Genomic DNA, 26,359 nt, shown 5'->3' on the forward strand with positions numbered 1-26,359 from the left:
GCGTAGCGCGTTGGTGACGACAGTCAACGCTACGCGATACCGTCGAGGGGAAGTGGTAGGCGAGAGCAGCCGCCGAGCGGCAGAGGGGACAGGCGATGCCCGCATTCTCGCTCGAACCGGCACAGGTCGCCCGGTGCGCGCAGCTGCGCGCTCTTGCCGCGGAACGGCTGCGCCCGCTGGCCGAGAAAGGCGAACCGGGGCGCGTCAACCGCCCGCTCGTCGCCGAACTCGGCCGGCTCGGCCTGCTGCCGAGGCTGTTCACCACGGGCGCCGTCGACCTCTGCCTGATGCGCGAGTCGCTCGCCTACGCGTGCACGGAGGCGGAGACCGCGCTCGCGCTGCAAGGCCTCGGCGCGCACCCGGTCCACGCCCACGGAACCCCCGCCCAGCGGCGGCACTGGCTGCCCCGCGTCGCCGACGGCACCGCGATCGCCGCCTTCGCCCTGAGCGAGCCGGGCGCGGGCTCGGACGCGGCTGCCCTGTCCCTGGCCGCCGAGCGGGACGGGTCGGACGGCTGGCGGCTCACCGGTGAGAAATGCTGGATCTCCAACGCTCCCGAAGCCGACTTCTACACCGTCTTCGCCCGCACCACCCCGCAAGCGGGAGCCCGTGGCGTGACCGCCTTCCTCGTACCGGCCGACCGCGCGGGTCTCACCGGCTCCGCCCTGGACATGCTCTCCCCGCACCCCGTCGGCGCCCTGCGCTTCGACGGCGTACCGGTCACCGCCGACGACGTGCTCGGCGAGCCCGACCGCGGTTTCCGGGTCGCCATGGGCACGCTCGACCTGTTCCGCCCCAGCGTCGGGGCCTTCGCCGTCGGCATGGCGCAGGCCGCCCTCGACGCGACCCTGGCGCACACCGCCCGACGGGACGCCTTCGACGGCAAGTTGAGCGACCTTCAGGCGGTCGCCCACCAGGTCGCCGAGATGGCCCTGCGCACGGAGGCGGCCCGTCTGATGGTCCACGCCGCCGCGGCGGCGTACGACAGCGGCGCCCCGGACGTCCCGAAGCGGGCCGCGATGGCCAAGCTCTGCGCCACCGAGACGGCGCAGTACGTCGTGGACGCGGCCGTCCAACTCCACGGCGCACGGGCCCTGTGCCGCGGTCATCTGCTCGAGCACCTCTACCGGGAGGTGCGCGCGCCGCGCATCTACGAGGGGGCCAGCGAGGTCCAACGCGGCATCATCGCCCGAGAGTTGTACGCCGAGCACGCCGCTCTGGAGGCCAGGTGACCACCGAACGCGTCAACCCGCCCGGACTCTCCCCGCCCGTCGGCTTCTCCCACGCCGTCGTCGCCACCGGTGAGCGGATCGTCTTCCTGGCGGGGCAGACCGCGCTCGACGCCGAAGGGAAGATCGTGGGGGAGTCGCTGCCGGAGCAGTTCACCCGGGCGCTGACGAACCTGCTGGCCGCGCTGAAGGCGGCGGGCGGTTCGGCGGCGGACCTCGCGCGCGTCACGGTCTACGTCACGGATGTCGCCGCGTACCGCGAGAGGGCCGCCGAACTGGGCGCGATCTGGCGCGAGTCGGCCGGACGCGACTATCCGGCGATGGCGGTCGTCGGGATCGTACGACTCTGGGACGAGCAGGCACTCGTCGAACTGGACGGCTTCGCGGTACTCGACCGGTGAACCGGGCCGGTGACCGCTGCCGACGCCGGGTCGGGTTCGGCGACCGGTCTCGGCACCTTGTGGGACGGTCGCGCCGGGGCTGTCGCCGGCTTCGACGATCCAGGTCAGGCGGCGACGGCCAACCGCTCGACGGTCACCCGGTGCGGGTCCACGGCACGGCCGTCGGGCAGCAGTTCGCCGGAGTCGTCGAAGACGATCGTGCCGTCACACATCAGGTACCAGCCCTGCTCGGGGTGGGCGGCGACGATGTGCGCGAGGCCGACCGGCCGGGCGTCGGCGGAAGCGCGGGGAAGCCGGTGGGAACACATGGAGCACCTCCACGTCGGTGGGGTCGGCCGTCCGGTCGGCCCCCATGGGGAGACCATGCGCCCGGCCCGCGGGCATCTCCAGGGGCTGCCCGAAAGCGTGACACCACCAGGACGACACCAGGACCGTTCGTCGACGACCGGTGCGGACTCGCCACCGAAGGAGTGACGATCACCGTCCCGGGCGCGCCCGCCCGGTACCTGTGGAGGCCCCCACAACAGGAGGTACTCCCATGTCGTTGCGTTCCGCCCTCTCCGCGGCCGCCGGCGCCGTCCTGCTATCGCTCGCCGCCCCGGCGGTCACGGCCACAGCCGACGCGGCGGAGTCCGTCACCGTGGACTCGGTCGGCACCATCGCCGCGGACGGCACCGTCACGCTCTCGGGCACCTACCGGTGTCTCGGCAACACGGGTCCCGTCTTCGTCAGCTCCTCGGTGGGCCAGGGTTCCGGCAAGGTTCGGCACGGCATCGGCGGCACCCGTGCCGTGTGCGACGGCGCCGAGCACACGTGGAAGAACACCGGAAAGGCCACGCCGGCCGATCTCGAACCCGGTACCGCCCACGTGGAGGCCACGCTGATGGAACTCCGCCCCCAGGGCAGCCTGCCGCTGCCCCGCTTCCACGCGGCCCAGGAACGGGACATCACGCTGACGGCCGGCTGAGCGGCCGCTCCCGGACGGCGGGCCCCGTCGACTTCGACCCGATCCGGACCCGCCCCGCTCACACCGGGTAGGCGTGGGTCTGCGCGGCCTTCACCGCCGCCCAGACCCGCGCCCCCGGATGCAGGTCGAGTTCGGCCGCGGCGACGGTGGTGAGGTCAGCGGCGAGCGGGAGTCCGCCGGTGAGGTCGGCGCGGATCTGGTCGCCGTGGGTCTCCAGGCCGGCGACCTCGCAGTGCCAGAGGTTGCGGGCGCTGGTGCCCGTCGGGCGGTCGCGGTAGAGGGTGACCGCGCTCGGCGGGAAGGCCACGAACACCGGGCCGGACAGGACCTCGGTGGTGGTGACGGCCGGGCCGGCGTCGAGGCGGACGGTGTGGCCGTCGGCCTCGCCCCGGTAGAGGTTCAGGCCGACCAATCGGGCGATGTAGTCCGTACGGGGATGGCGGGCGATGTCGGACGGCGCCCCCTCCTGGACGACCCGCCCGTGCTCGACGACGACCAGCCGGTCCGCGAGCACCATCGCGTCCAGCGGATCGTGCGTGACGAGGACGGCGACGGCCTCGAACTCGGCCAGGTGGCGCCGGAGTCGGGAGCGGACCTCCAGCCGGGTGCGGGCGTCCAGCGCGGCCAGCGGCTCGTCGAGGAGCAGCAGCCGAGGGTCGGTGGCCAGCGCACGGGCCAGGGCCACCCGCTGGGCCTGGCCCCCGGACAGCCTGCGCGGCTTGGCGCCCGCGTGCGCCGCCAGGCCCAGGCGGTCCAGCCACTCGGCGGCCCGGGCACGGGCCGCCGCCTTGGTCTCGCCCTGGCAGCGCGGCCCGAAGGCCACGTTGTCCAGTGCGCTCAGATGCGGGAAGAGCAGATAGTCCTGGAAGACGACACCGACCGGGCGGGACTCCGGCGGCGTACCCTCCAGCGCGCCACCGTCCAGCCGTATCCGGCCCTCGGTGAGCGGCGTCAGACCGGCGAGGGCGCGCAGCGCGGTGGTCTTCCCCGCGCCGTTCGGCCCCAGCAGGGCGACCACCTCACCCGGCGCCACCCTCAGCGCCACGTCGAGGCGGAACCCCCCGCGCTCCACGACCAGGTGGGCGTCGAGCCCGCCCGCGGACGGGTCGGCGCGCATGCCCGGCTCGTCGTTCCCGGCCGGGTCGGCGCGCGGGTCGAGCTCGCCCTCGGCGGCCGTACGGGCCCGGCGCTCGCGGTGGACGGACCGGGCGTCGGCGGCGGTTTCCTGCGGCTCGGTCATCCCGTTGTCATCCAACGGTCGCGCAGGCCCGCCAGCACCGCGACGGACACGGCCAGCAGGACCAGACTGAGGGCGATGGCGGCCTCCGGGTCGCTCTGAAGGGCCAGATACACGGCCAACGGCATGGTCTGGGTACGGCCGGGGAAGTTGCCGGCGAAGGTGATCGTCGCGCCGAACTCGCCGAGCGCCCGGGCCCACGCCAGGACCGCGCCGGCCGCGATGCCCGGCGCGATCAACGGCAGCGTGACCCGGCGGAACGCGGTGAAACGGGAGGCGCCGAGGGTGGCGGCCGCCTCCTCGTAGCGCGGGTCGGCGGCCCGCAGGGTGCCCTCGACGGTGATGACGAGGAACGGCAGGGCGACGAACGCCTCGGCGACCACGACCCCGGCCGTGGTGAACGGGAGCGTGACACCGAACCAGGAGTCCAGCGACCTCCCGACGATGCCGTTGCGCCCCAGCGCCATCAACAGCGCCACACCGCCGACCACGGGCGGCAGGACGAGCGGCAGGGTGACGAGCGCCCGGACGAGACCGCGCCCCGGGAACTCGACGCGGGCCAGCAGCCAGGCCAGCGGCACGCCGACGACCATGCTCACGGCGGTCGCGGCGGTGGCGCACACCAACGACAGCCGCAGCGCCTGCCACACCTCGGCACTGGTCAGCAGCTCCGGCAGACTGCGCCAGGGCGCCCGCACGAGCAGCGCGATCAGCGGCACGATCAGGAACGCCAGGCCGATCAGCGCGGGCACCAGCAGAGGCAGCGGCACGCCGCCCACCTGGGCCCGGACACGCCGACGCCGCGGTCCGCCGCGGACGGTGTCGGCCGCGCCGTCCGGCCCCTTGCCCGGGTGGGTCACGGCTGGAGGAACCCGGCCCCGGTCAGGACCTTCTGGCCCTCGGCGGACCGCACCAGCGCGATGAACGCCTCGGCCGCCTCGGCGTTCCGCGCGTCCTTGAGCCGGACGATCGGGTAGTCGTTGACGGCGTCGGCCGATTCGGGGAACTCCACACCCTCCACCTTGTCACCCGCCGCGTGCACATCGGTCTTGTAGACGACCGCGGCGTCGGCCTCCTTCAGCTCCACCTTCGTCAGGGCGGCCTTGACGTCCTGCTCGTAGGACACGGGGGTGAGCTTCAGCTTGCTGGCGTCGAGGGCCTTCTGGGCCGCGGCGCCGCAGGGTACCGTCCTGTCGCACAGCACGACCTTGAGGCTCGACCCGGTGAGGTCCTCGAGGGAGGCGATCTTGTCGGGGTTGCCCGGCAGGGTGGCGATCTCCAGCTGGTTGCGGACGAAGGTGGTGGGCGTCCCCGAGGCGTCCCCGGCGTCCGTCACGATCGCCATCGTCTTCGGGCTGGCGGACGCGAACACGTCCGCCGGGGCACCGCCGGTGATGCTCGCGGCGAGGGAGTCGCTGCCGCCGAAGCTGAAGGTGACCTTCGTGCCCGGGTGCGCCTTCTCGAACTCCTTGCCCAGCGCGGTGAAGCTCTCCTTCAGCGAGGCCGCGGCGAACACGGTGACGGTGCCGGACACCTTGTCCGAGGCGGACGCGGAAGCGGAGGAGTCCGAGTCGGCCGACGAGGAGTCGTCGGACGACGAGCAGGCGCTCAGGGCCAGCAACGCGCCGACCCCCAGGGCGGCCACCTGCGTCGGTCGGCCGGTCCGGCGCGCGGTTCGGGTCATCACGGGTCCACTCCCTCTGGTCCTGACGGACACATCACGTGGGGTCCTGGCGGACCGCCCACGTCTGCGGTCCGGTAGGTGTGCATGCCGATGATAATGCCGCAGATGCGAGGGGAAAGTCTCCTGTGGCTTCGCATGAGCCGGAACAGCGATCGCTCGGGGTGGCATGTGCGTTTGCACGGGAGGCAGGGCCGGGTGCGGTCGTCCAGGAGGTGGCAGCCCGTGAGCCGTCTGTCGCAGTCACCGGCTCGACCGCCGGTCCGCGCTTCGACCCGGTCCGGGGCAGGGCCCGTCTGGGCTCCCTGATCGGGGTGTCCGGGGCAGGGGCCGTCTGGGCTCGCTGATCGCGGGGTCCGGCGCGGACGGCCGTCGCGCCCCGCTGTCCAGGGCCGGGATCGACCCCGACTCCGGACGGGCACCCGTCCTCCTGGCGGTCACCCTCGACGACGCCCCGCTCGACCGCGGGCCGCGTCCGGTGGACGCGGGCGGCGCCTGACCGGCGTGGCGGGGCAGTGTCGGTTCTCCGGCGTGCTCAGGCCCGGTCGATGTGCACGTTCGTCGACTTCACCCGGGCGGTGGCCTCCACCCCGACCTCCAGCCCCAGTTCCTCCACGGCCTCCCGGGTCAGCAGCGACACCAGCCGGTGCGGCCCGGCCTGGATCTCCACCTGAGCGGCGACATCACCGAGCTTCACGGCCGTGACGATGCCGGGAAACGCGTTGCGGACCGATGTGTACGAGGCACCCTCCTCGCCGCCACCGCTCCTGGCCAGCTCCACGGAGAAGGCAGCCAGATCCCGGCCGTCGATGAGGCGTCGTCCGCCCTCGTCGCGGTGTGTGGCCATCCGGCCGGCGTCCGCCCACCGCCGCGCGGTGTCCGGACTCACCCCGAGCAGACGCGCCGCCTGGCCGATCGTGTAGGACTGCATAGCCGCCAAGATAGGCGATCAACGCCGCCCCGACCGTCCGCCGGGGCCCGGAGCAGCCACCCGAGAGGTGGCGCCGCCGCCCCCAGACCCGCATGCGTGCGGTTCGAGCGGGGGGCGGCGGCGTCCGACGGTCAGATGTCCCGGAAGATCTCGATCTGTGCCCCGACGGAGTTCAGCCGCTCGGCCAGGTCCTCGTAACCGCGGTTGATGACATAGACGTTGCGCAGCACCGAGGTGCCCTCCGCCGCCATCATCGCCAGCAGCACGACGACCGCGGGCCGCAGGGCCGGCGGGCACATCATCTCGGCGGCCCGCCAGCGCGTCGGACCCTCGACCAGCACCCGGTGCGGGTCGAGGAGCTGGAGTCGCCCGCCGAGCCGGTTCAGGTCCGTGAGATAGATCGCGCGGTTGTCGTAGACCCAGTCGTGGATGAGGGTCTTGCCCTGCGCGACGGCCGCGATGGCCGCGAAGAAGGGCACGTTGTCGATGTTCAGCCCGGGGAACGGCATCGGGTGGATCTTGTCGATCGGCGCCTCCAGCTTGGAGGGCCGGACGGTGAGGTCGATCAGCCGGGTGCGGCCGTTGTCGGCCGGATACTCCGGCGTACGGTCGTGATCGAGCCCCATCTCCTCCAGGACCGCCAGCTCGATCTCCAGGAACTCGATGGGCACCCGGCGCACCGTCAGCTCCGACTCGGTGACGACGGCGGCGGCCAGCAGGCTCATCGCCTCGACCGGGTCCTCGGAGGGCGAGTAGTCGACGTCCACGTTGATGTTCGGCACGCCGTGCACGGTGAGGGTGGTGCTGCCGATGCCCTCGACCCGCACCCCGAGCGCCTCCAGGAAGAAGCACAGGTCCTGGACCATGTAGTTGGAGGACGCGTTGCGGATGACGGTCACGCCCTCGTACCGGGCGGCCGCCAGCAGGGCGTTCTCGGTGACCGTGTCCCCGCGTTCGGTCAGGACGATCGGCCGGTCCGGGCGGACGGCGCGGTCGACGACGGCGTGGTACTGCCCCTCCGTCGCCGCGACTTCCAGACCGAACCGGCGCAGCGCGATCATGTGCGGCTCGATGGTCCGCGTACCGAGGTCGCAGCCACCGGCGTACGGGAGCTTGAAGTGGTTCATCCGGTGCAGCAGCGGACCGAGGAACATGATGATGGAACGGGTGCGTACGGCGGCCTCGGCGTCGATCGCGGCCATGTCCAGCTCGGCCGGCGGCACGATCTCCAGGTCGACCCCGTCGTTGATCCAACGGGTCCGGACCCCGATGGAGTTCAGGACCTCGAGGAGGCGGTAGACCTCCTCGATCCTGGCGACCCGGCGCAGCACTGTGCGCCCCTGGTTGAGCAGTGAGGCGCACAGCAGGGCCACGCAGGCGTTCTTGCTGGTCTTCACGTCGATCGAGCCGGACAGCCGACGGCCGCCCACGACCCGCAGGTGCATCGGTCCCGCGTAACCCAGAGAGACGATTTCACTGTCCAGGGCTTCACCGATTCGAGCGATCATCTCAAGGCTGATGTTTTGGTTGCCTCGCTCGATGCGGTTGACAGCACTCTGGCTGGTTGCGAGCGCCTCGGCCAGCTGCGCCTGTGTCCAGCCACGGTGTTGGCGGGCGTCACGGATGAGCTTGCCGATGCGTACGAGGTAGTCGTCTGCCATGGGGTTGAGGTTATCTCAGATATGAGATCGCACCTCTTGGGGGGTCCATTCGGGTGACGTCCCGTCAATGGCGCTTCTCCTTGCGCGTACGACGCCATCCGAAAGGTCCGGGCAAATCAACCGATGTCGTACGACGTCCGGTGCTGCTGTGCGTGTGGTGCGGTCCGTGCCGGCCGCCGCCGGTCGTGATCGACCAGGAGTGCCGATTGATGTTCAGTCGCACCCCGGGGAGGATGCGGAAACTCTTGCGGAAAGTGAGGGGCATCGAGCCTCCTTCGTCGAGTGGCGTCCGTCCGCACTCGTCTACCCCGAGTCGGCGGCCTCATGACCGGCGCATTCTCAACGCCCTTGACTCGGCGGCCTCATGGCCGGTGAGCCCCCGATGCCGCTGCCCCCGAGGCCCGTTCGGGCGCCGGGGTCGTGCCGGACGGCCGGAAGGGGGTGGGGGTCCGTGGGTGCGCATCCGGTCCGTCCGGGCGTCCCGGCCACGACCTCGCTCCCGGTCGGCGGTGGCCCGTGTGCCGCTCGACCGCCGCGTGGCCGAGGTCACGGAGGGCGTGCGCTCCACCGGCGGCATACTCGTCAGCGCTTCCCGTGGCACTTTCCGGCGGGAGTGGCGGGACCGGCCGGCCGAGTGCGGATTCCGGGGTTCACCGGGAGCGCGCAGCGAGCCCGGGCATGACCATTCAGCCCCCATGTACTAGAGTTATCTCGACATCGAGATATCTGCCGAGGCGCCCCGCAGTCGCACGCTTCAGTCGGTCCAGTAGTAAGGGTTACCTAACTTAGCCTGACCTTAGCGGATCGGCCAAGCCCGCGCGACGGCAGGATGCGGTGGTAAGCGCACATCAATGAAGGAGACTGTCGTGTCGGCGAACAGCTTCGACGCCCGCAGCACGCTGCGCGTGGGCGACGAGTCGTACGAGATCTTCCGGCTGGACAAGGTGGAAGGCTCGGCTCGCCTTCCGTACAGCCTGAAGGTGCTGCTGGAGAACCTGCTCCGTACCGAGGACGGCGCGAACATCACCGCCGACCACATCCGTGCGCTCGGCACCTGGGACTCCCAGGCCCAGCCGTCGCAGGAGATCCAGTTCACGCCGGCCCGCGTGATCATGCAGGACTTCACCGGCGTGCCCTGTGTCGTCGACCTCGCCACCATGCGTGAGGCCGTCAAGGAGCTCGGCGGCGACCCGGCGAAGGTCAACCCGCTCTCCCCGGCCGAGCTGGTCATCGACCACTCCGTCATCGCCGACAAGTTCGGCACCCACGAGGCGTTCGCGCAGAACGTCGAGCTCGAGTACGGCCGCAACAAGGAGCGCTACCAGTTCCTGCGCTGGGGCCAGACCGCGTTCGACGACTTCAAGGTCGTCCCGCCGGGCACCGGCATCGTCCACCAGGTGAACATCGAGCACCTGGCGCGCACGGTCATGGTCCGCAACGGCCAGGCCTACCCCGACACCCTGGTCGGCACCGACTCGCACACCACCATGGTCAACGGCCTCGGCGTCCTCGGCTGGGGCGTCGGCGGCATCGAGGCCGAGGCCGCGATGCTCGGACAGCCGGTTTCGATGCTGATCCCGCGCGTCGTGGGCTTCAAGCTCACCGGTGAGCTGCCCGCCGGCACCACCGCCACGGACCTGGTGCTCACGATCACCGAGATGCTGCGCAAGCACGGCGTCGTCGGCAAGTTCGTCGAGTTCTACGGTGAGGGCGTCGCCGCCACCTCCCTCGCGAACCGCGCCACCATCGGCAACATGTCGCCGGAGTTCGGCTCCACCGCCGCGATCTTCCCGATCGACGACGAGACCCTGAAGTACCTCAAGCTCACCGGCCGCTCCGAGCAGCAGGTCGCGCTCGTCGAGGCGTACGCCAAGCAGCAGGGCCTGTGGCTCGACCCGAAGGCCGAGCCGGACTTCTCCGAGAAGCTCGAGCTGGACCTCTCCACCGTCGTTCCGTCGATCGCCGGCCCGAAGCGCCCGCAGGACCGCATCGTCCTCGCGAACGCCGCCGAGCAGTTCAAGACGGACGTGCGCAACTACGTCGACTCCGTGGACGAGGCGGGCCAGGAGTCCTTCCCGGCCTCCGACGCCCCCGCCGTCGCCCCGAACGGCGCCCCGTCCAACCCGGTCACCGTGACCGCCCCCGACGGCTCGACGTACGAGATCGACCACGGCGCGGTGACGGTCGCGGCCATCACCTCCTGCACCAACACCTCCAACCCGTACGTGATGGTCGCCGCCGCGCTCGTCGCGAAGAAGGCCGTGGAGAAGGGCCTGACCCGCAAGCCGTGGGTCAAGACCACCCTCGCGCCGGGTTCGAAGGTCGTCACCGACTACTTCGACAAGGCGGGCCTGACCCCGTACCTCGACAAGGTCGGCTTCAACCTCGTCGGCTACGGCTGCACCACCTGCATCGGCAACTCCGGCCCGCTGCCGGAAGAGGTCTCCAAGGCCGTCAACGACCACGACCTCGCGGTCACCTCGGTCCTCTCCGGCAACCGGAACTTCGAGGGCCGGATCAACCCCGACGTCAAGATGAACTACCTGGCCTCCCCGCCGCTGGTCGTCGCGTACGCCATCGCGGGCTCCATGAAGGTGGACATCACCAAGGACGCGCTGGGTGTCGACCAGGAGGGCAAGCCGGTCCACCTGGCCGACATCTGGCCCTCCGAGGCCGAGGTCAACGACGTCGTGGCGAACGCCATCGGCGAGGACATGTTCAACAAGTCCTACCAGGACGTCTTCGCGGGCGACGCCCAGTGGCAGGCGCTGCCGATCCCCACCGGCAACACCTTCGAGTGGGACACCGAGTCCACCTACGTGCGCAAGCCCCCCTACTTCGAGGGCATGACGATGGAGACCACCCCGGTCTCCGACATCGTCGGCGCGCGCGTCCTCGCCAAGCTGGGCGACTCGGTCACCACCGACCACATCTCCCCGGCCGGTGCCATCAAGGCCGACACCCCGGCCGGCAAGTACCTCACCGAGCACGGTGTAGAGCGTCGTGACTTCAACTCCTACGGCTCCCGCCGAGGCAACCACGAGGTCATGATCCGCGGTACGTTCGCCAACATCCGCCTGCGCAACCAGATCGCGCCGGGCACGGAGGGCGGTTACACCCGCGACTTCACCCAGCCCGACGCGCCGGTGTCGTTCATCTACGACGCCTCGCGCAACTACATCGAGCAGGGCGTCCCGCTGGCCATCCTGGCCGGCAAGGAGTACGGCTCGGGCTCGTCGCGCGACTGGGCGGCCAAGGGCACCGCGCTCCTCGGCGTCAAGGCCGTCATCGCCGAGTCGTACGAGCGCATCCACCGCTCGAACCTCATCGGCATGGGCGTGCTCCCGCTCCAGTACCCGGAGGGCGCCAGCGCCGAGTCCCTCGGCCTGACCGGCGAGGAGACCTTCTCCTTCACCGGTGTCGAGGAACTCAACAACGGCACCACCCCGCGCACGGTCAAGGTCAGCACCGACACGGGTGTCGAGTTCGACGCGGTCGTCCGCATCGACACCCCCGGCGAGGCCGACTACTACCGCAACGGCGGCATCATGCAGTACGTGCTGCGCAGCCTGATCCGCAAGTAGCCGATCCGGCACGGCAGTGGAGGGCCGCATCCCCGTCAGCGGGGGTGCGGCCCTCCGTCGTGCCGCCCCGGCGCCGGTCCGCGCGGGCACCCGACCGCCGATGCCTCCTTGCGGAATCGCGGGAAGAAACCCGTTTCACACGGCTTCGGCCCAGTCGGAACACAGGGTTCCCTCAGCGGACCGGGACAGGATCAGGACATGGCTGGCATCCCCGGTACCCGAAGCGAACGGGTCCGCGTCCTGATCGTCGACGACGAACCCGCGCTCACCGAAGTGCTCTGCGCGGCCGTCACCGAAGCGGGCCGGCGCCCCTGCCTGGCCGCCACCGGGCCCAGCGCTATCAGACCGGTGGAGGCCGGAAGGTGAGAAGCTCCGGCCGGTGGCGTTCGCGCGGCGGGGACAGCCGCCCGCGGGGCGGCTCCCTGCGCACCCGCCTCCTGATCCTCTTCGGCGTCGTCCTCGTCGCCGTGTGCGCCGTGACGGCCCTCACCGCCGTCCTCGCCCAGCGTGCCTACCTGCTGGGCGACCTGGACGACCGGGTCACCGACGCCGCGGAACGCAGCCTCGACGGCGCCTCCCTCCACCCCGACAAGGCCCGCGACCTCACGTTCCTCGACGAGAGCGGCCGGCCGGCCGGGATGCTCGCCGCCCGCCTGGACGCCGACGGCACCGTCCTCGCGGCGGCGACGGTCGGCCAGGACACTCCGCCGCGGTCCCTGACACGAGCCCAGATCGCGGCCCTGCGAGGCATCGCGACCGACGGCGGCCCGCACACCAGGACGATCCCGGGACTGGGCACCTACCGCTTCACCGCCCTCGACGACGACGGCGTACGCGTGCTCACCGGTCTTCCGATGGACGACGTCCAGGACATGATCAGCGGCCTGGTCGTGGTGGAGTCGGTCGTGGCCGCGGCGGGTCTGGCCGTGGCCGGCGGTGTCTGCGCGGTGGTCGTACGACGCCAGCTGCGCCCTCTCGGCAGGGTCGCCGCCACCGCCGTCGAGGTCACGCACGCCCCGCTCCGCCGCGGCGAGGCGACCGGTCTCACCCGGGTTCCCGAACGGGACACCGACCCCGGCAGCGAGGCCGGCCAGGTGGGCGCCGCCCTCAACCGCATGATCGACCATGTGGAGTCCTCGCTCGCCGAACGCCGGCACAGCGAGGAGCGGATGCGCCGCAGCGAGGAACGCATGCGCCGTTTCCTGGCCGACGCCAGCCACGAACTGCGCACCCCGCTGGCCTCCATCGCCGGCTACGCGGAGCTGATGAACCGCGGAACGGACCGCATCGAACCGGGACTGGCCTGGCGCCGGGTGACGGCCGAGTCCGCGCGGATGACGGGCCTGGTGGAAGACCTGCTGCTGCTCGCCCGGCTGGACGAGGGCAGGCCGCTGCCATCCGCCGAGGTGGACCTCGCGGCGCTCGTCGCCGAGGCGGTGTGGGACGCCCGGGCCGCGGGCAGCGGTCACGACTGGCGACTGGAGCTGTCCGTCGACGAGGCGCCCCTGGTCCTCGGCGACGAGGTACGCCTGCGTCAGGTGGTCGCCAACCTGTTGGCCAACGCGCGCGTGCACACACCCGCCGGAACCGGCGTCGTGGCGGTGGTGGAGGCACGACGGGGGACGTGCGCGGTGCGCGTGCGGGACGACGGCCCGGGCATCCCAACCGACCTCCTCCCGACGGTCTTCGAACGCTTCACCCGCGCCGACGCCTCCCGGGCCCGCGCCACCTCGGGCAGCGGCGCCGGTCTGGGCCTCGCCGTCGTCGCGGCGATCACGGCGGCCCACGGCGGTCACCTCGCCGTACACAGCGAACCGGGCCGCACGGAGTTCACGGTGGAACTGCCGCTCGCGGGGGACACCGGCGCGGACACCCTCACCTGGAGTCCACAGGTGTCCGTGCGATGAGCCGACGGCGCGGAACCGTCCGAGCGGACGAGCCGCCCCGCCCCGCGGTGGTTTACAAGTGGACCGTACGGCGCTACCTTCCGGCACAGGTGAAGTGGGAGCGCTCCCATATCCGCTCGTGACCGGCGGACCGGAACCTGTCGGGCTCGGGTCCGGGAGGCTCCCGCTTCACGCCCCCACCCGCATCCGCAGTGCACCCCATGCACGCACGGTCCGTACACGGAAGGCGGACTCATTCGCCATGCGATCTGCCATGCAACCTGTCATGATCACGTCAGAATCGAGGTCGGGGTTACGCACCCGGGCCCTTCTCCTCGTCCTCCTCGCGCTGCTGGCCACCGTCCCCGCCCTGGGTCTGATCGTCACGACCGGCGGCAAGGCCGAGGCGCACGGCACCCCCATGAAACCCGGCAGCCGTACGTTCCTGTGCTGGCAGGACGGACTGACCGACACGGGTGAGATCAAGCCGGTCAATCCCGCGTGCAGGAACGCGCAACAGGTGAGCGGTACCACGCCGTTCTACAACTGGTTCTCGGTACTGCGTTCCGACGGGGCCGGACGCACCCGCGGGTTCGTCCCGGACGGCCAGTTGTGCAGCGGCGGCAACGCCAACTTCACCGGATTCGACGCGGCCCGCGGCGACTGGCCGCTCACCCATCTCACCTCGGGCGCCAGGGTCGACTTCTCCTACAACGCCTGGGCGGCGCACCCGGGTTGGTTCTACGTCTATGTCACCAAGGACGGCTTCGACCCGACCCGTACCCTCACCTGGGACGCGATGGAGAGCCAGCCCTTCCTCTCGGTCGACCACCCGCCGCTCAACGGCAGTCCGGGCACGGTCGAGGCCAACTACTCCTGGACGGGGCAACTCCCGGCGAACAAGTCCGGCCGGCACATCATCTACATGGTCTGGCAGCGTTCGGACAGCGCCGAGACCTTCTACTCCTGCTCCGACGTCGTCTTCGACGGCGGAAACGGCGAGGTGACCGGCATCCACGAGCCGGGGAACCCGACCGAGCCCGTCCCCGGCACCTGCACCGCCACCCGGCGGACCACCAACAGCTGGACCGGCGGCTACCAGTCCGAGGTGACCGTCACCAACTCCGGCGACGTTCCGATGCTCGGCTGGATGGTCGACTGGACACTGCCCGGCGGTCAGTCGGTGGCCAGCCTGTGGAGCGGCAACGCGACGTACGACGGACAGGCGGTGATGGTGCACAACGCCGACTGGAACGGCTCGTTGAGCCCGGGGCAGAGCGCGACGTTCGGATACGTCGTCTCCGGCTCGGGCGGCGACAGCGCCACGAGCCTTCCATGCAGGGTCGGCTGAGCACGAGCAGCTCAGGGCGGGCCCGGTGGGCGGAGATCCGCACGCCGACCGGGCCCGCGAGCCGGGCCTGCCCCGAGGGGGGATCGGGGCGGTCCGGTGCGTCCCCGCCCGGACGGTGCCACGGACGGGTAGCGCGATGCGACAACGTTGTCCGCATGTCGCACCGATGACCCTACCGGGTCAACGCGTGTAGGAGCCAACCGAGTTGAGGACAGAAGTCGTAGCAGGCGTGGAAAGCCGGGCCGGGGCCGTACGCCCGCGCCGGAGCGGCGGTGAGGAACAGGGCCTTGTGGCGGGCCGCTCCCGTCAGCGGTCCCGTGAACCGTCCGGTGACGCTCATGAGCCGCGGTCCCCCTCGTGGGCCGGGCCGCCCGCTGTCCGCGGGCGGCCCGGCCGTCGAGGAGAAGAGGCGACGCCCGGTGCGGCGGGCGGTCGCTGTCGGCTACCCGATCAGGACAACAACTCCACCTCGGCCAGGCTGACTTGCCCTCCCGCGTCGCCGTCCAGGACCAGCCGGTAGTGGGCGTACGTGCCCGGCCGCTCCAGGGTGAAGGCGCGTGTCTGCCGGTCCCACGGGAAGCTCTCGCCGGAGCGCCGGTCCAGGTCGGTCCACGTCCGGCCGTCCGCCGATCCCTGGAGCACCCAGCCCGTCGGTGCCTGGGTGTGGTCGGCCGACGTGAGGGTGTACTGCACCGCTTCGGTGCCGGCCGTGACCGGCAGGACCAGCGTTCCCGGCAGGGTTTCCTGCGTCGCCGACGTGTCGTCGAACAGCGCGCCCGCGCCCTTCAGCACGTCCACGCGCGGCGTCGGCACCTGGTCGTTCTGCGTGATGGACACCGGAGCGGCGTTCTTTCCGGACCCCCAGGACGAGGGACGCGGTCCCATGTCGAACTCCAGGACCCCGCCCTTGGCGAGCAGCGTGTGGGGCAGTGAGGTCGACGTCCAGGCGCTGCCGTTGACCTTCAGGCCCTGGACGTACACGTTCTTCGCGCTGTTCTTCGGCGCCTTGACCACCAGGTCCTTGCCGTTCTCCAGATGCACGGTCGCCTTGGTGAACAGCGGGGAACCGACGGCGTACTCGCCGCTGCCCATCACCAGCGGGTAGAAGCCGAGCGCGGAGAACAGGTACCAGGCCGACTGCTCGCCGTTGTCCTCGTCGCCGTGGTACCCCTGTCCGATCGAGCTGCCGGTGTAGAGCCGTGCGAGCACCTCGCGGGCCTTCTCCTGCGCCTTCCAGGGCTGCCCGGCCGCGTCGTACATGTAGATCGCGTGGTGGGCGACCTGGTTGGAATGCCCGTACATGCCCATCCGCACGTCCCGCGCCTCCGTCATCTCGTGGATGACACCGCCGTACGACCCCACGAACTCCGGGGAAGCGGTTTCCGGGGTGGCGAAGTAGGTGTCGAGCTTCTTCGCCAGACCGTCGCGGCCGCCGTACAGGTTCGCCAGGCCCCGGCTGTCCTGCGGGGCGGTGAAGGCGTAGCCCCAGCCGTTGGTCTCGGTGTAGTCGTACCCCCAGACGCGAGGGTCGTAGGTCTCCGACGCCACGCGCCAGTCGCCCTTCTCGTCCTTGCCCTGGAAGAACCCGGCCTTCGTGTCGAAGAGGTGCACATAACCCTGCGCGCGGTTGAGGAAGTAATCGGCTTCCTCCTGGTAGCGCTTCTCGCCGGTCTGCTTGAACAGGGCCTGGCCCATGCGGGCGATGCCGTAGTCGTTGAGGTAGCCCTCCAGCGCCCACGACAGGCCCTCGTGCGTGGCCGTGCCGGTGTAGCCGAGGAACGGCGAGGTGGACATGCCCTTGCGGCCCACCCCCGAGGCCGGGGGCACGACGGTCGCGTTCTTCAGGGCCGCCTCGTAGGCCGCCTCGGCGTCGAAGCCGACCCCCTTGACGAACGCGTCCGCGAAGGCGACGTCGGACGAGGTACCGGTCATCAGGTCGGCGTACCCGGGCGAGGACCAGCGGGAGGTCCAGCCGCCGTCCTTGTACTGCTGGACGAATCCGTCGGTGAGCACACCGGCCTGAGTGGGCGTCAGCAAAGCGTAGGCGGGCCAGGTCGTCCGATAGGTGTCCCAGAAACCGTTGTTGACGTACACCTTGCCGTCCACGATCTTGGCGCCGGTGTGCGTCGGGGTGTCCGGGCCCGGCATGGGCGAGAAGGGCGACGCGTACCGGTACGTCGAACCGACTTTCTCGAATCCGGAGTTGGGATACAGGTAGAGCCGGTACAGGCTGGAGTACAGCGTCGTGAGCTGGTCCTGGCTCGCCCCCTCGACCTCCACCGTGCCGAGCAGCTTGTCCCACTGCTGCCGGGCGCGCTGCTTGACCGTGTCGAAGCCGGTGTCCCGCGGGATCTCCTGGCGCAGGTTGTCGCGGGCCTGGTCGACGCTGATCAGGGAGGTCGCCAGGCGCAGGGTGACCGTGCGGTCGGCGCCCGCGTCGAAACGCAGGTAGCCCTTCACGCCGCTGGAGGTGCCCTCGGTGACCGGGGCGTCGAACTCGCCGTACACGAAGAGCCGGGTCGCGCCCGCCGACAGCCCCGACTTCACGTCCGAGTAGCCCGTGACGACGCCGGCTTCCTTGTCCAGCGTCAACCCCGCCTGATCGGTCACGTTGTCGAAGACGACGCTCGCGTCCGAGCCCGGGTAGGTGAAGCGCAGGGCGGCCGCGTGGTCGGTCGGTGCCATCTCCGCGGTGAGGCCGTTGTCGAAACGGACTCCGTAGTAGTACGGGCGGGCGGTCTCGTTCGCGTGCCGGAAGGGCAGGGCCCGCGCCGTCCGCCCGGTGTCCGGGACGCCGGCCGCGGCCGACGGCATCAGCTGGAAGGTCTGCCGGTCGCCCATCCACGGGCTCGGCTCATGACTCGCGCTGAACGCCTGGATCGTGGGCAGGTTGTCGGCGTTGTTGCCCCGGGCGTAGTCGTACAGCCAGCCGAGCGAGGACGCGTTGGTCACCGGCGTCCAGAAGTTGAACCCGTGCGGCACGGCCGTGGCGGGAAACGTGTTCCCGCGCGAGAAGCTCCCGCTGGAGTTGGTGCCGCGGGTGGTCACCGCGTAGTCCGACAGATGCGCCTTCGCGGGCTCGGGGTCGGCCGTGCGCAGCGCGATGTCGTCCACCCAGCCCCTGAACCGGGCGGGCCCGCCGGGGGAGTCGTAGGCGAGGAGGATCCGGTCGACCGTCTTCCCGGCCGCCACCGTCCCGATCCGGGACACCACGTCGTTCCACTGGTTGACGTACAGCACCTTCGCGGCGCCCTGGCCGCGGGGCGACAGCGGGAAGCCGTACTGGTCGCTCGCCCCGAGCCCGCTCAGGTAGGTGCCGTCCGTGAAGGCCAGGTCCACGGAGACATGCGTCGCGGCGTAGTCACGGTCGCCCTCCGCCATCCCGGGGAAGATCCGGTACGCCAGCTGCGTGCGCGTACCGACCCGGACATTCACGTCGAAGACCTTGTTGTACGAGTACGCCCGGCCGGACGCGGTGTGCCGCCCCGCGTAACGCAACGCACGGCGCCCGGTGAACCCGGCGCCCGCCTTCGCGGTCGGTGAGCCGCTCGGGCCCCGGTCGGCGACGGTGAGCATGTCCGGCGGGACGGGCGCGTCGCTGCCGCCGGTGCCGAAGCGCACGTCGGCGAGCTGGACGATCCCGGCGCCGTGGTTGCGGGTGAACTCCAGCCGGAAATGCCGGTACTCGGCCGCGGCCGAGAGGGTGAACGTACGGCTCTGGAACCGCTCGGTGAAGGACTCCCCGGAACGGGTGTCGAGGGGTGTCCAGGCGGCGCCGTCGGCCGAGCCCGAGAGGGTCCAGTCGGCGGGGTCGCGTTCGGCGGCGTCATTGGCCGAGGTGAGCGCGTAAGCGCTTACCCGCGCGGGCTGGTCGAGGTCGAACTCGACCCACCCGGTGGACGCGAACGTCAGCCACTTGGTGCTCGCCTCGCCGTCGACGAGGTTCTCCTTCACCTCGCCGCCGGCCGTGTTCTCCGCGCTCGCCCGGACGTCCGTGACCCGGTCGGTCACATCGCCGGGGAGCCCGCCGCCGTAACCGCCGTCCACGCCCGAGGCCCGTTTGCCGCCTCCGGGCGTGGTGTCGACCGTGCTCTGCCAGTCGGGGGCGTGTTGACCCGTCTCGAAGGACGAGGCGAACCCCCGGCTCGGTACCGGCACCGGGGAGGGCAGCGCGACCGCCGTCCCCTGTGCGCCGACCGTCATGACCAGAGCGGCCGTGATCACGACCGCCCGCAACCGTCCCAACCGTCGCATGCGTGAGTACCCTCCCCGCGCCGGACAACGCCCCGGACAACGTTGTCTTCGTGGTGCGCAGGAATCAGTAGGTGGCCAAGTGGACAGTGATGTCAAGGATGTTGATTGCGCCAGGCGGGGCCCATGTCATGCAATTTTCCGGCAAGCCACCCACCGGCCGGTCATATTTCCGGGAGGTCTCAACTCGGAAAAGACCAACGGCCAACCTTGCATTCGATCTTGCTCAGTTGGCAAGAAGTGGACTATACCTGTCGGCGATTCACCGTCGATTCCGGCGGTGCCGTCCGATCGCGTGATGGTCGATCGCCCGCTGCTGCCCGCACGGCGCCGGCCGCATGATTCCGACCGCATGATTCCGACCGCATGATCCGTACGACCCTGCTTGACCTGACCGCGGTGCCGGGAAGGATCCGGTACACCGCCTGAGTCCTGGAGAAGGCGAGGACTTGAGCATGGGATCCCACTCCGAGAACATCGGTTCCGACAAGAACGGCTCCGCAGGCGTCGGCCGCCGAGACCTGATCAAGAGATCCGCGGCGCTCGGCCTGATCTCCGTCCCCACGATGAGCTTCCTGTCCGCCTGTGCCAGCAGCGGCGGCGGGGGCGACGAGGACAAGGCCAAGGCCGGAAAGAAGACCGCGAAGAACCCGCTCGCGGTCAACGAGACCGCCCAGCTCGAATTCGTCCTGTTCGACGGCGGTTTCGGCAAGGAGTACGCCGAGGACGCGGTCAAGATCTACGAGAAGGGCTTCCCCGGCGCGAAGGTCAAGTTCTCGGCCACCCAGAAGATCCAGTCGACCCTCCAGCCCCGCTTCAACCAGGGCACGCCGCCCGACCTCATCGACAACTCCGGTGCCGAGCAGATGGACATGGGCGTCCTGGTCGGCAAGAAGCAGCTCGCCGACCTCACCCCGCTCCTGGACGCCGCGTCCTACGACGACCCGAACAAGAAGGTGCGCGACACCCTGCGCCCCGGCATCGTCGAGATGGGCCAGTTCGACGGCGACCCGGTCTGGATCATGTACTACGCCTACACCGTCTACGGCGTCTGGTACTCGCAGAAGGCCCTGGACTCGCTCGACGCCACGTACCCCGAGACCTGGGACCAGATGCTCGCGGTCTGCGAGAAGGCCAAGAAGAAGGGCATCGCGGGCTGGACGTACGCGGGCAAGTACCCGTACTACCTGCCCTTCTCGCTGTACCCGATGATCGGCAAGGTGGGCGGTCGCGAGGTCCTCGACGCCATCGACAACCTGGAGCCGAACGCCTGGAAGCACCCGGCGGTCAAGGCCTGCTTCGACGCCTACTACGAGCTCTACAAGAAGGGTTACGTCCTCAAGGGCACCCCCGGCCTGGACCACATCCAGTCGCAGACCGCGTGGGCCAAGGGCAAGGCCCTGTTCATCCCCAACGGCTCCTGGGTGGAGAACGAGTCGGCGAACGTCATCCCCGCCGACTTCGACCTGGCCGTCTCCGCGCCCACCGGCATCGACTCCTCCGACAAGATGCCCTTCGGCACCATCTGGGCGTCCGGCGGCGAACCGTTCATCGTCCCGGCCAAGGCCAAGAACGCGGCGGGCGGCATGGAACAGCTGCGCATCATGCTCAGCGAGGCGTCCTCCAAGAACTTCACCGCCAAGGTCAAGTCGCTGACCGCTTACAACGGCGGCACCGACGGCATCACCCTCACCCCCGGGCTCAAGTCGGGTGTGGCGGCGCTGGACAAGGCCGGCGAGAACGTGGTGAATCCGCGACTTCAGGACTGGTATGTCCAGCTTCAGAAAGAAAAGATCGGGGTGTCCGGCCTCGGCGAGATGATGGCCGGCCGCCTCACCCCGGCCGAAGCGATCAAGAAGATCCAGGGTTACGCCGACGAGGCCGCCAAGGACACGTCGATCAAGCATTACAAGCACCAGTGACGGTGAGAATCACGGCGAAGTATCCATAAAAGCACCGGAGTGGCGATGCAGCACGGCAAGTACCGGTTCATCGTGGGGTTCCTGGCGCTCCCCCTGGGACTGTACGCGCTCTTCGTGGTGTGGCCCTTCGTCCAGTCCATCTACTACTCGTTCACGGACTGGACCGGCCTGAGCCCCGAATTCAAGATGGTCGGCCTGGACAATTACCGGAGGATGCTGGACGACGAGATCTTCTGGAAGTCCCTGCGGCACAGCTTGATGTTCGCGGTCGTGCTGCCGCTGGTGACGATCAGCCTGGCGCTGTTCTTCGCTTTCATGATCAATGTCGGCGGGCGGCGCAGGAAGGGCGGGCCGGTGATCTCCGGGGTCCGGGGCTCGTCCTTCTACAAGATCGTGTATTTCTTCCCGCAGGTGCTGTCGATCGCCATCGTGGCGCTGCTGTTCGCCTTCGCGTACAACCCGGACAGCGGCGCGATCAACTCCTTCTTCCGGGGGATCGGACTGGACGGCCTCCAGCCCCTCTGGCTCGGCGACCCCGATCTCGCGCTGTGGTGCGTGATGGCGGTGCTCGTCTGGTCCACGGTCGGCTTCTTCGTGGTCCTGTTCTCGGCGGGCATGGCCTCCATCCCGGCGGACCTCTACGAGGCCGCGCTGCTGGACGGCGCGGGCCGGGCCGCGACGTTCTTCCGCATCACCCTGCCGCTGCTCTGGGACACGGTGCAGTCGGGCTGGGTCTACATGGGGATCCTCGCGCTCGGCGCCGAGTCGTTCGCGGTCGTCCAGATCATGACGACCGGCCCCGGCGGCCCCGACTACTCGACCACCGTCATGGTCCTGTACGTGTACCAGAAGGCGTTCCGTGACGGTCAGGCCGCCTACGCCACCACCATCGGCGTCGCCCTGCTCATCGTGACGCTGGCCTTCGCCGCGGTCGTGATGCGACTGGGACGGCGCGAGCGGCTGGAGTACTGACGATGAAGACGACCGAAACCCCCGTGCCTCCGCCGGCCGAGTCCGGCTCGGCTCTCCCCGTCACGAAGGTCGACCTGGCGACCGGGAAACCGTCTCGGGGGAAGAAAACGGAAGGAAACGTTCTCAACGCCTTCTCCCACGGCATCCTGGTCATCTGGGCGATCATGGTCGTGCTGCCGCTGCTGTGGGCGGTGATGACCTCCTTCAAGGACGACAGCTCCATCTTCGGCTCGCCCTGGTCGCTGCCGGACCGGCTGCACTTCGACAACTGGTCACGGGCGTGGACCGAGGCCAACATGAGCGACTACTTCCTCAACACCGTCCTGGTGGTGGGAGGTTCGCTCATCGGCACACTGGTCCTCGGCTCCATGGCGGCCTACGTCCTCGCGCGTTTCGACTTCCCGGGCAACCGCTTCATCTACTACCTCTTCATCGGAGGCATGAGCTTCCCGATCATGCTCGCGCTGGTCCCGCTGTTCTACGTCGTGAACAACATGGGCCTGCTGAACTCCATCCACGGCCTGATCCTCGTCTACATCGCCTACTCGCTGCCGTTCACGGTCTTCTTCCTGACGGCCTTCTTCCGCACGCTGCCGACCTCGGTGGCCGAGGCCGCCTTCGTGGACGGCGCCTCGCACAGCCGTACGTTCTTCCAGATCATGGTGCCGATGGCCAAGCCGGGCCTGATCAGCGTCGGCATCTTCAACTTCCTGGGCCAGTGGAACCAGTACATGCTCCCCACGGTCCTCAACACCGACCCCGACAAACGCGTCCTCACCCAGGGCCTGGTCCAACTGGCGGTCAGTCAGGGCTACAAGGGTGACTGGTCGGGGCTGTTCGCGGGTCTGGTGATGGCGATGCTGCCGGTGCTCGCCGCGTACATCGTCTTCCAGCGCCAGGTCGTGCAGGGGCTGACCGCGGGGGCGCTGAAGTAGGCCGCGTCCCTCCGGGGTGCGGCTGACGCCCGGGGCGAGTCGCCCTCCGGGCCTGCGCGGACGCCCGCTTCACGGAACGGCCCGCGCAGCCCGGCCCCTGCTCCGCCCCTCGACCGCCGCCCCTGCTCGCCGCCCGCCGCCCCGTTTCGCCGACTGCCGCCCCGTTCGCCGGTCGCCGACGCCGCGTGCCGCCTCCGCCGGCCGCCCCCTTTCGCCGCCCGCCGCCCCCGTCCGCCGGCCGCAGCTGCCGCTCACCGCCCCCGCACGAACTGTGATGGCGGGCGTGGCCGAAGCTGCCGCCCGCGGGCTTATCGGGAAAGACGGGGCAAAATCGGCGACGCCTTCATTACCTGGCACTCCCTGCGTCCATCCGTGCGCCCCGGCCCCGCGCCCTCCTCGCGCCCTCACCTCGCCCGGCTCCCCGCCCGCACCTGCTTTCGCCCTTCACCACCACCGCCGAGCCGCTGGCCGCAACGCCCCGCAGCCGCTCATGCACGCCCCGCGACCCCGGCTCCGACCACCCTCCGTGTCTCTTCGCACGCAGGCGGATACTGTTCAACCTCTTGACGGGAGGCGACCCGAACGGCTCAGCTTAGAGTTCACTAGTTGGACATAGACGGGGCCTCATCGAAGCGGTCCCGCGCGCAGGAGGTCGTCGTGGAGACTCCGGGGTCGCAGTCGTCGCTGCACCGAGCCAACCTGGAGCGGGTCGTACGCGCCGTGCGTCTGGCAGGGTCCCTCACGCAAGCGGAGATCGCCCGGAGCACCGGTCTGTCCGCCGCGACCGTCTCCAACATCGTGCGTGAACTCAAGGACGGCGGAACCGTCGAGGTGACGCCCACCTCGGCCGGTGGTCGAAGGGCTCGCAGCGTCAGTCTGAGCGGCGACGCGGGCATCGTCATCGGGGTGGACTTCGGGCATACCCACCTCCGGGTCGCGGTGGGCAACCTGGCGCACCAGGTCCTCGCGGAGGAGTCCGAGCCGCTCGATGTGGACGCCTCCTCGACGCAGGGCTTCGACCGGGCGGAACAGCTGGTCAACCGGCTGATCGAGGCCACCGGGGTGGACCGGGAGAAGGTCGCGGGAGTCGGCCTGGGCGTGCCCGGACCGATCGATCTGGAGTCCGGGACGCTGGGTTCGTCGGCGATCCTGCCCGGCTGGATCGGCACCAGACCCGCCGAGGAGATGAGGGGCCGCCTCGGTGTGCCCGTGCACGTGGACAACGACGCCAATCTGGGTGCCCTCGGCGAGATGGTCTGGGGCAGCGGCAGAGGCGTGCGTGATCTCGCGTACATCAAGGTCGCGAGCGGTGTCGGCGCCGGCCTGGTGATCGAGGGGAAGATCTACCGGGGTCCTGGCGGCACCGCCGGAGAAATCGGACATATTACACTTGACGAGTCCGGCCCCGTCTGCCGCTGCGGAAACCGGGGCTGCCTGGAGACCTTCGCGGCGGCGCGCTATGTGCTCCCGCTCCTCCAGTCCAGCCACGGCACGGATCTGACGATGGAAGGCGTCGTGCGGCTGGCGAGGGACGGTGATCCGGGCTGCCGTCGGGTGATCGCCGACGTCGGCCGACACATCGGCAGTGGAGTCGCCAATCTCTGCAACCTGCTGAATCCGAGCCGGGTGGTGCTGGGCGGTGATCTCGCCGAGGCCGGTGAGCTGGTGCTCGGTCCCATCAGGGAGTCTGTCGGCCGCTACGCGATCCCGAGTGCGGCGCGTCAACTTTCCGTTCTTCCGGGGGCACTTGGTGGCCGTGCGGAGGTGTTGGGGGCGCTCGCTCTCGCACTGAGCGAGATGGGCGATTCCACCCTTTTGGACGGCACGCTCACCGCGGCGACACCTGCCTTCACTTAGAGAACGAATGACGCCGTTGCCATCTCGTTAAGTATTTACTTCTTGACGTCGAACTTGCGGCCGAGTTGACTTCGAGCCACCTCGGCCGCAGCGTTGCGGCCCTGTCAGGGAGGCACACCTCAAATGAACGCAACGATGCGTAGAGTCGTGATCGGCGCCACCGCCGTGTCCATGGCGCTGTCGATTGCCGCGTGCGGCAAGGCGGGCGACGACAAGGACAGCGACTCCGGCAGCAGCAGCTCGGGCGACAAGTCCATCGGCCTGCTGCTCCCCGACAGCGTCACCGCGCGGTACGAGAAGTTCGACAAGCCGTACTTCGACGCCAAGGTCAAGGCGCTCTGCTCGGACTGCAAGCTCGAGTACGCGAACGCCGCGGCCGACTCGGCCAAGCAGGCCCAGCAGGTCAGCAGCATGGTGACCAAGGGTGTCAAGGTCATCGTGATCTCCGCCCAGGACTCCGCCGCGATCAAGTCCTCGATCCAGTCCGCGGTGGACAAGGGTGTCAAGGTCATCGCGTACGACCGTCTCGCCCAGGGCCCGGTCTCGGCCTACGTCTCCTTCGACAACGTCAAGGTCGGCGAGCTCCAGGGCCAGGCCCTGCTCGACTCCCTCGGCGCCAAGGCGACCACCAAGTCGAAGATCGTCATGATCAACGGTGACGACGCCGACCCGAACGCCGGCCAGTTCAAGGAAGGCGCCCACAAGGCCCTCGACGGCAAGGTCGACATCGCCTACGAGCAGTCCGGCCTCTGGAAGGACACGGTCGCCGCGCAGAAGATGTCCGCGGCCATCACCCAGCTCGGTGCCAAGAACATCGCGGGCGTCTACTCGGCCAACGACGGCATGGCCGGTGGCATCGCCAACACCCTCAAGGGTGCGAAGATCAGCGGCATCCCGCTGACCGGTCAGGACGCCGAGCTCGCGGGTATCCAGCGCATCGTCGCCGGCACCCAGTCCTCCACCGTCTACAAGGCCTTCAAGCCCGAGGCCGAGGCCGCCGCCCAGCTCGCGGTCGACCTGCTGGAGGGCAAGGACATCAAGGCCCTCGCCACCGAGACGCTGACCAGCGGCTCCGGCGACAAGGTCCCCTCGCAGCTGCTGACCCCGGTGTCGGTCACCAAGGCCAACATCAAGGACACGGTGATCAAGGACGGTCTGTACACCGTCGCGGACATCTGCACCGCCGAGTACGCCGCCGCCTGCAAGGCCGCCGGAATCCAGTAGTCCGCCGGTCCTTCCGTAGGCACCCGGTCCCGAGGGCCCCTCTCGAGTCGCTTCTCGAGCCGGCCCTCGGGTCCCACCGACCGCTCAGCGGTCCCGTGAGACCTGTCCGACGCCCGCCCCACCTCACACCCCGCTGCCGGGGCGGGCGTCGGACGGAACCGTTGCCAAGTGCAGCGGATTCACGCATGTTCATCTTGTAAACCTCGTGCGTCGGCATCGCGTACCCCGCGTGTCGCGCACATCCCTCCGCGCCTGTCTTTGAGCGCGGCA

General features: G+C 70.0%; 21 protein-coding genes. 12 read left to right on the forward strand and 9 right to left on the reverse strand.

The annotated features are described in order from the left end of the window. The first annotated feature begins 95 nt into the window (after window positions 1–95). Entirely contained in the window at window positions 96–1,232 is a 1,137-nt protein-coding gene (locus AOQ37_RS29230) for an acyl-CoA dehydrogenase family protein (protein ID WP_062648583.1), read from the forward strand. Continuing rightward, window positions 1,229–1,630 carry a RidA family protein gene (locus AOQ37_RS29235; protein ID WP_062648584.1) on the forward strand — a complete coding sequence of 134 codons (402 nt, stop codon included), beginning with the start codon at window positions 1,229–1,231 and terminating at the stop codon, window positions 1,628–1,630. Before AOQ37_RS29230 ends, AOQ37_RS29235 begins: the two co-directional genes overlap by 4 nt. A gap of 104 nt (window positions 1,631–1,734) precedes the next feature. On the opposite strand, the gene AOQ37_RS29240 is transcribed toward AOQ37_RS29235, so the two are convergent. After that, a complete protein-coding gene (locus tag AOQ37_RS29240; protein ID WP_062648585.1) occupies window positions 1,735–1,938 on the reverse strand; it encodes a DUF5999 family protein in 204 nt (67 codons plus the stop codon). A gap of 230 nt (window positions 1,939–2,168) precedes the next feature. Here AOQ37_RS29240 and AOQ37_RS29245 point away from each other — a divergent pair, with 230 nt between their 5' ends. Then, complete coding sequence (locus AOQ37_RS29245) at window positions 2,169–2,597, forward strand: DUF6299 family protein (protein ID WP_062648586.1); 429 nt, start codon at window positions 2,169–2,171, stop codon at window positions 2,595–2,597. Between the two features lie 58 nt (window positions 2,598–2,655). Here the strand turns inward: AOQ37_RS29245 and AOQ37_RS29250 are convergent, their stop codons facing one another. The 6 genes from AOQ37_RS29250 to AOQ37_RS39070 all read right to left on the reverse strand — a co-directional run bounded on the left by AOQ37_RS29250 (window position 2,656) and on the right by AOQ37_RS39070 (window position 8,372). Beyond that, a complete protein-coding gene (locus AOQ37_RS29250) occupies window positions 2,656–3,714 on the reverse strand; it encodes an ABC transporter ATP-binding protein (protein ID WP_062649018.1) in 1,059 nt (352 codons plus the stop codon). Window positions 3,715–3,833: 119 nt separating this feature from the next. Then, on the reverse strand, window positions 3,834–4,694 hold the full coding sequence (modB, locus tag AOQ37_RS29255) for a molybdate ABC transporter permease subunit (RefSeq protein WP_062648587.1): 861 nt from the start codon (window positions 4,692–4,694) through the stop codon (window positions 3,834–3,836). Further along, window positions 4,691–5,518 carry a molybdate ABC transporter substrate-binding protein gene (gene modA / locus AOQ37_RS29260; RefSeq protein ID WP_062648588.1) on the reverse strand — a complete coding sequence of 276 codons (828 nt, stop codon included), beginning with the start codon at window positions 5,516–5,518 and terminating at the stop codon, window positions 4,691–4,693. The genes modB and modA overlap by 4 nt, the downstream gene beginning before the upstream one ends. Before the next feature lie 532 nt (window positions 5,519–6,050). Then, window positions 6,051–6,446: a TOBE domain-containing protein gene (locus AOQ37_RS29265; RefSeq protein WP_062648589.1), complete on the reverse strand. Its 396-nt coding sequence runs from the start codon at window positions 6,444–6,446 to the stop codon at window positions 6,051–6,053. Between the two features lie 131 nt (window positions 6,447–6,577). After that, window positions 6,578–8,107, reverse strand: a complete 1,530-nt coding sequence (locus AOQ37_RS29270; protein WP_062648591.1) for a UDP-N-acetylglucosamine 1-carboxyvinyltransferase — start codon at window positions 8,105–8,107, stop codon at window positions 6,578–6,580. A 64-nt stretch (window positions 8,108–8,171) separates the two neighbouring features. Continuing rightward, entirely contained in the window at window positions 8,172–8,372 is a 201-nt protein-coding gene (locus tag AOQ37_RS39070) for a DUF4236 domain-containing protein (protein ID WP_078890403.1), read from the reverse strand. A 601-nt stretch (window positions 8,373–8,973) separates the two neighbouring features. On the opposite strand from AOQ37_RS39070, the gene acnA reads away from it, so the two are divergent. From acnA to AOQ37_RS29285, 4 genes are all read left to right on the forward strand, one after another. Then, window positions 8,974–11,691, forward strand: coding sequence for an aconitate hydratase AcnA (gene acnA, locus AOQ37_RS29275; protein WP_062648593.1), 2,718 nt, complete (start codon window positions 8,974–8,976; stop codon window positions 11,689–11,691). Between the two features lie 198 nt (window positions 11,692–11,889). Next, entirely contained in the window at window positions 11,890–12,057 is a 168-nt protein-coding gene (locus AOQ37_RS39075) for a hypothetical protein (protein WP_234437038.1), read from the forward strand. Then, window positions 12,054–13,598, forward strand: coding sequence for a sensor histidine kinase (locus AOQ37_RS29280; RefSeq protein WP_062648595.1), 1,545 nt, complete (start codon window positions 12,054–12,056; stop codon window positions 13,596–13,598). The genes AOQ37_RS39075 and AOQ37_RS29280 overlap by 4 nt, the downstream gene beginning before the upstream one ends. A gap of 265 nt (window positions 13,599–13,863) precedes the next feature. Then, window positions 13,864–14,928, forward strand: coding sequence for a lytic polysaccharide monooxygenase auxiliary activity family 9 protein (locus tag AOQ37_RS29285; protein WP_062648597.1), 1,065 nt, complete (start codon window positions 13,864–13,866; stop codon window positions 14,926–14,928). Between the two features lie 172 nt (window positions 14,929–15,100). On the opposite strand, the gene AOQ37_RS40540 is transcribed toward AOQ37_RS29285, so the two are convergent. After that, a complete protein-coding gene (locus AOQ37_RS40540) occupies window positions 15,101–15,268 on the reverse strand; it encodes a hypothetical protein (protein ID WP_159401381.1) in 168 nt (55 codons plus the stop codon). Window positions 15,269–15,378: 110 nt separating this feature from the next. Beyond that, complete coding sequence (locus tag AOQ37_RS29290; protein ID WP_062648599.1) at window positions 15,379–19,182, reverse strand: GH92 family glycosyl hydrolase; 3,804 nt, start codon at window positions 19,180–19,182, stop codon at window positions 15,379–15,381. A 452-nt stretch (window positions 19,183–19,634) separates the two neighbouring features. Here AOQ37_RS29290 and ngcE point away from each other — a divergent pair, with 452 nt between their 5' ends. The 5 genes from ngcE to AOQ37_RS29315 all read left to right on the forward strand — a co-directional run bounded on the left by ngcE (window position 19,635) and on the right by AOQ37_RS29315 (window position 26,089). Beyond that, window positions 19,635–21,101: an N-acetylglucosamine/diacetylchitobiose ABC transporter substrate-binding protein gene (ngcE, locus tag AOQ37_RS29295; protein ID WP_062648601.1), complete on the forward strand. Its 1,467-nt coding sequence runs from the start codon at window positions 19,635–19,637 to the stop codon at window positions 21,099–21,101. A 45-nt stretch (window positions 21,102–21,146) separates the two neighbouring features. After that, window positions 21,147–22,073 carry a carbohydrate ABC transporter permease gene (locus AOQ37_RS29300; RefSeq protein WP_062648603.1) on the forward strand — a complete coding sequence of 309 codons (927 nt, stop codon included), beginning with the start codon at window positions 21,147–21,149 and terminating at the stop codon, window positions 22,071–22,073. A gap of 2 nt (window positions 22,074–22,075) precedes the next feature. Continuing rightward, window positions 22,076–23,008 carry a carbohydrate ABC transporter permease gene (locus AOQ37_RS29305; protein ID WP_062648605.1) on the forward strand — a complete coding sequence of 311 codons (933 nt, stop codon included), beginning with the start codon at window positions 22,076–22,078 and terminating at the stop codon, window positions 23,006–23,008. 657 nt (window positions 23,009–23,665) lie between these two features. After that, window positions 23,666–24,865: an ROK family transcriptional regulator gene (locus tag AOQ37_RS29310; RefSeq protein ID WP_062648607.1), complete on the forward strand. Its 1,200-nt coding sequence runs from the start codon at window positions 23,666–23,668 to the stop codon at window positions 24,863–24,865. 135 nt (window positions 24,866–25,000) lie between these two features. After that, window positions 25,001–26,089 (forward strand): sugar ABC transporter substrate-binding protein, encoded by a 1,089-nt coding sequence (locus tag AOQ37_RS29315; RefSeq protein WP_062648608.1) that lies wholly within the window; start codon window positions 25,001–25,003, stop codon window positions 26,087–26,089. Window positions 26,090–26,359 lie beyond the last annotated feature (270 nt).

Origin of the sequence: Streptomyces maremycinicus (assembly GCF_001184025.1) — a bacterium.
GTDB classification, from domain to species: domain Bacteria; phylum Actinomycetota; class Actinomycetes; order Streptomycetales; family Streptomycetaceae; genus Streptomyces; species Streptomyces maremycinicus.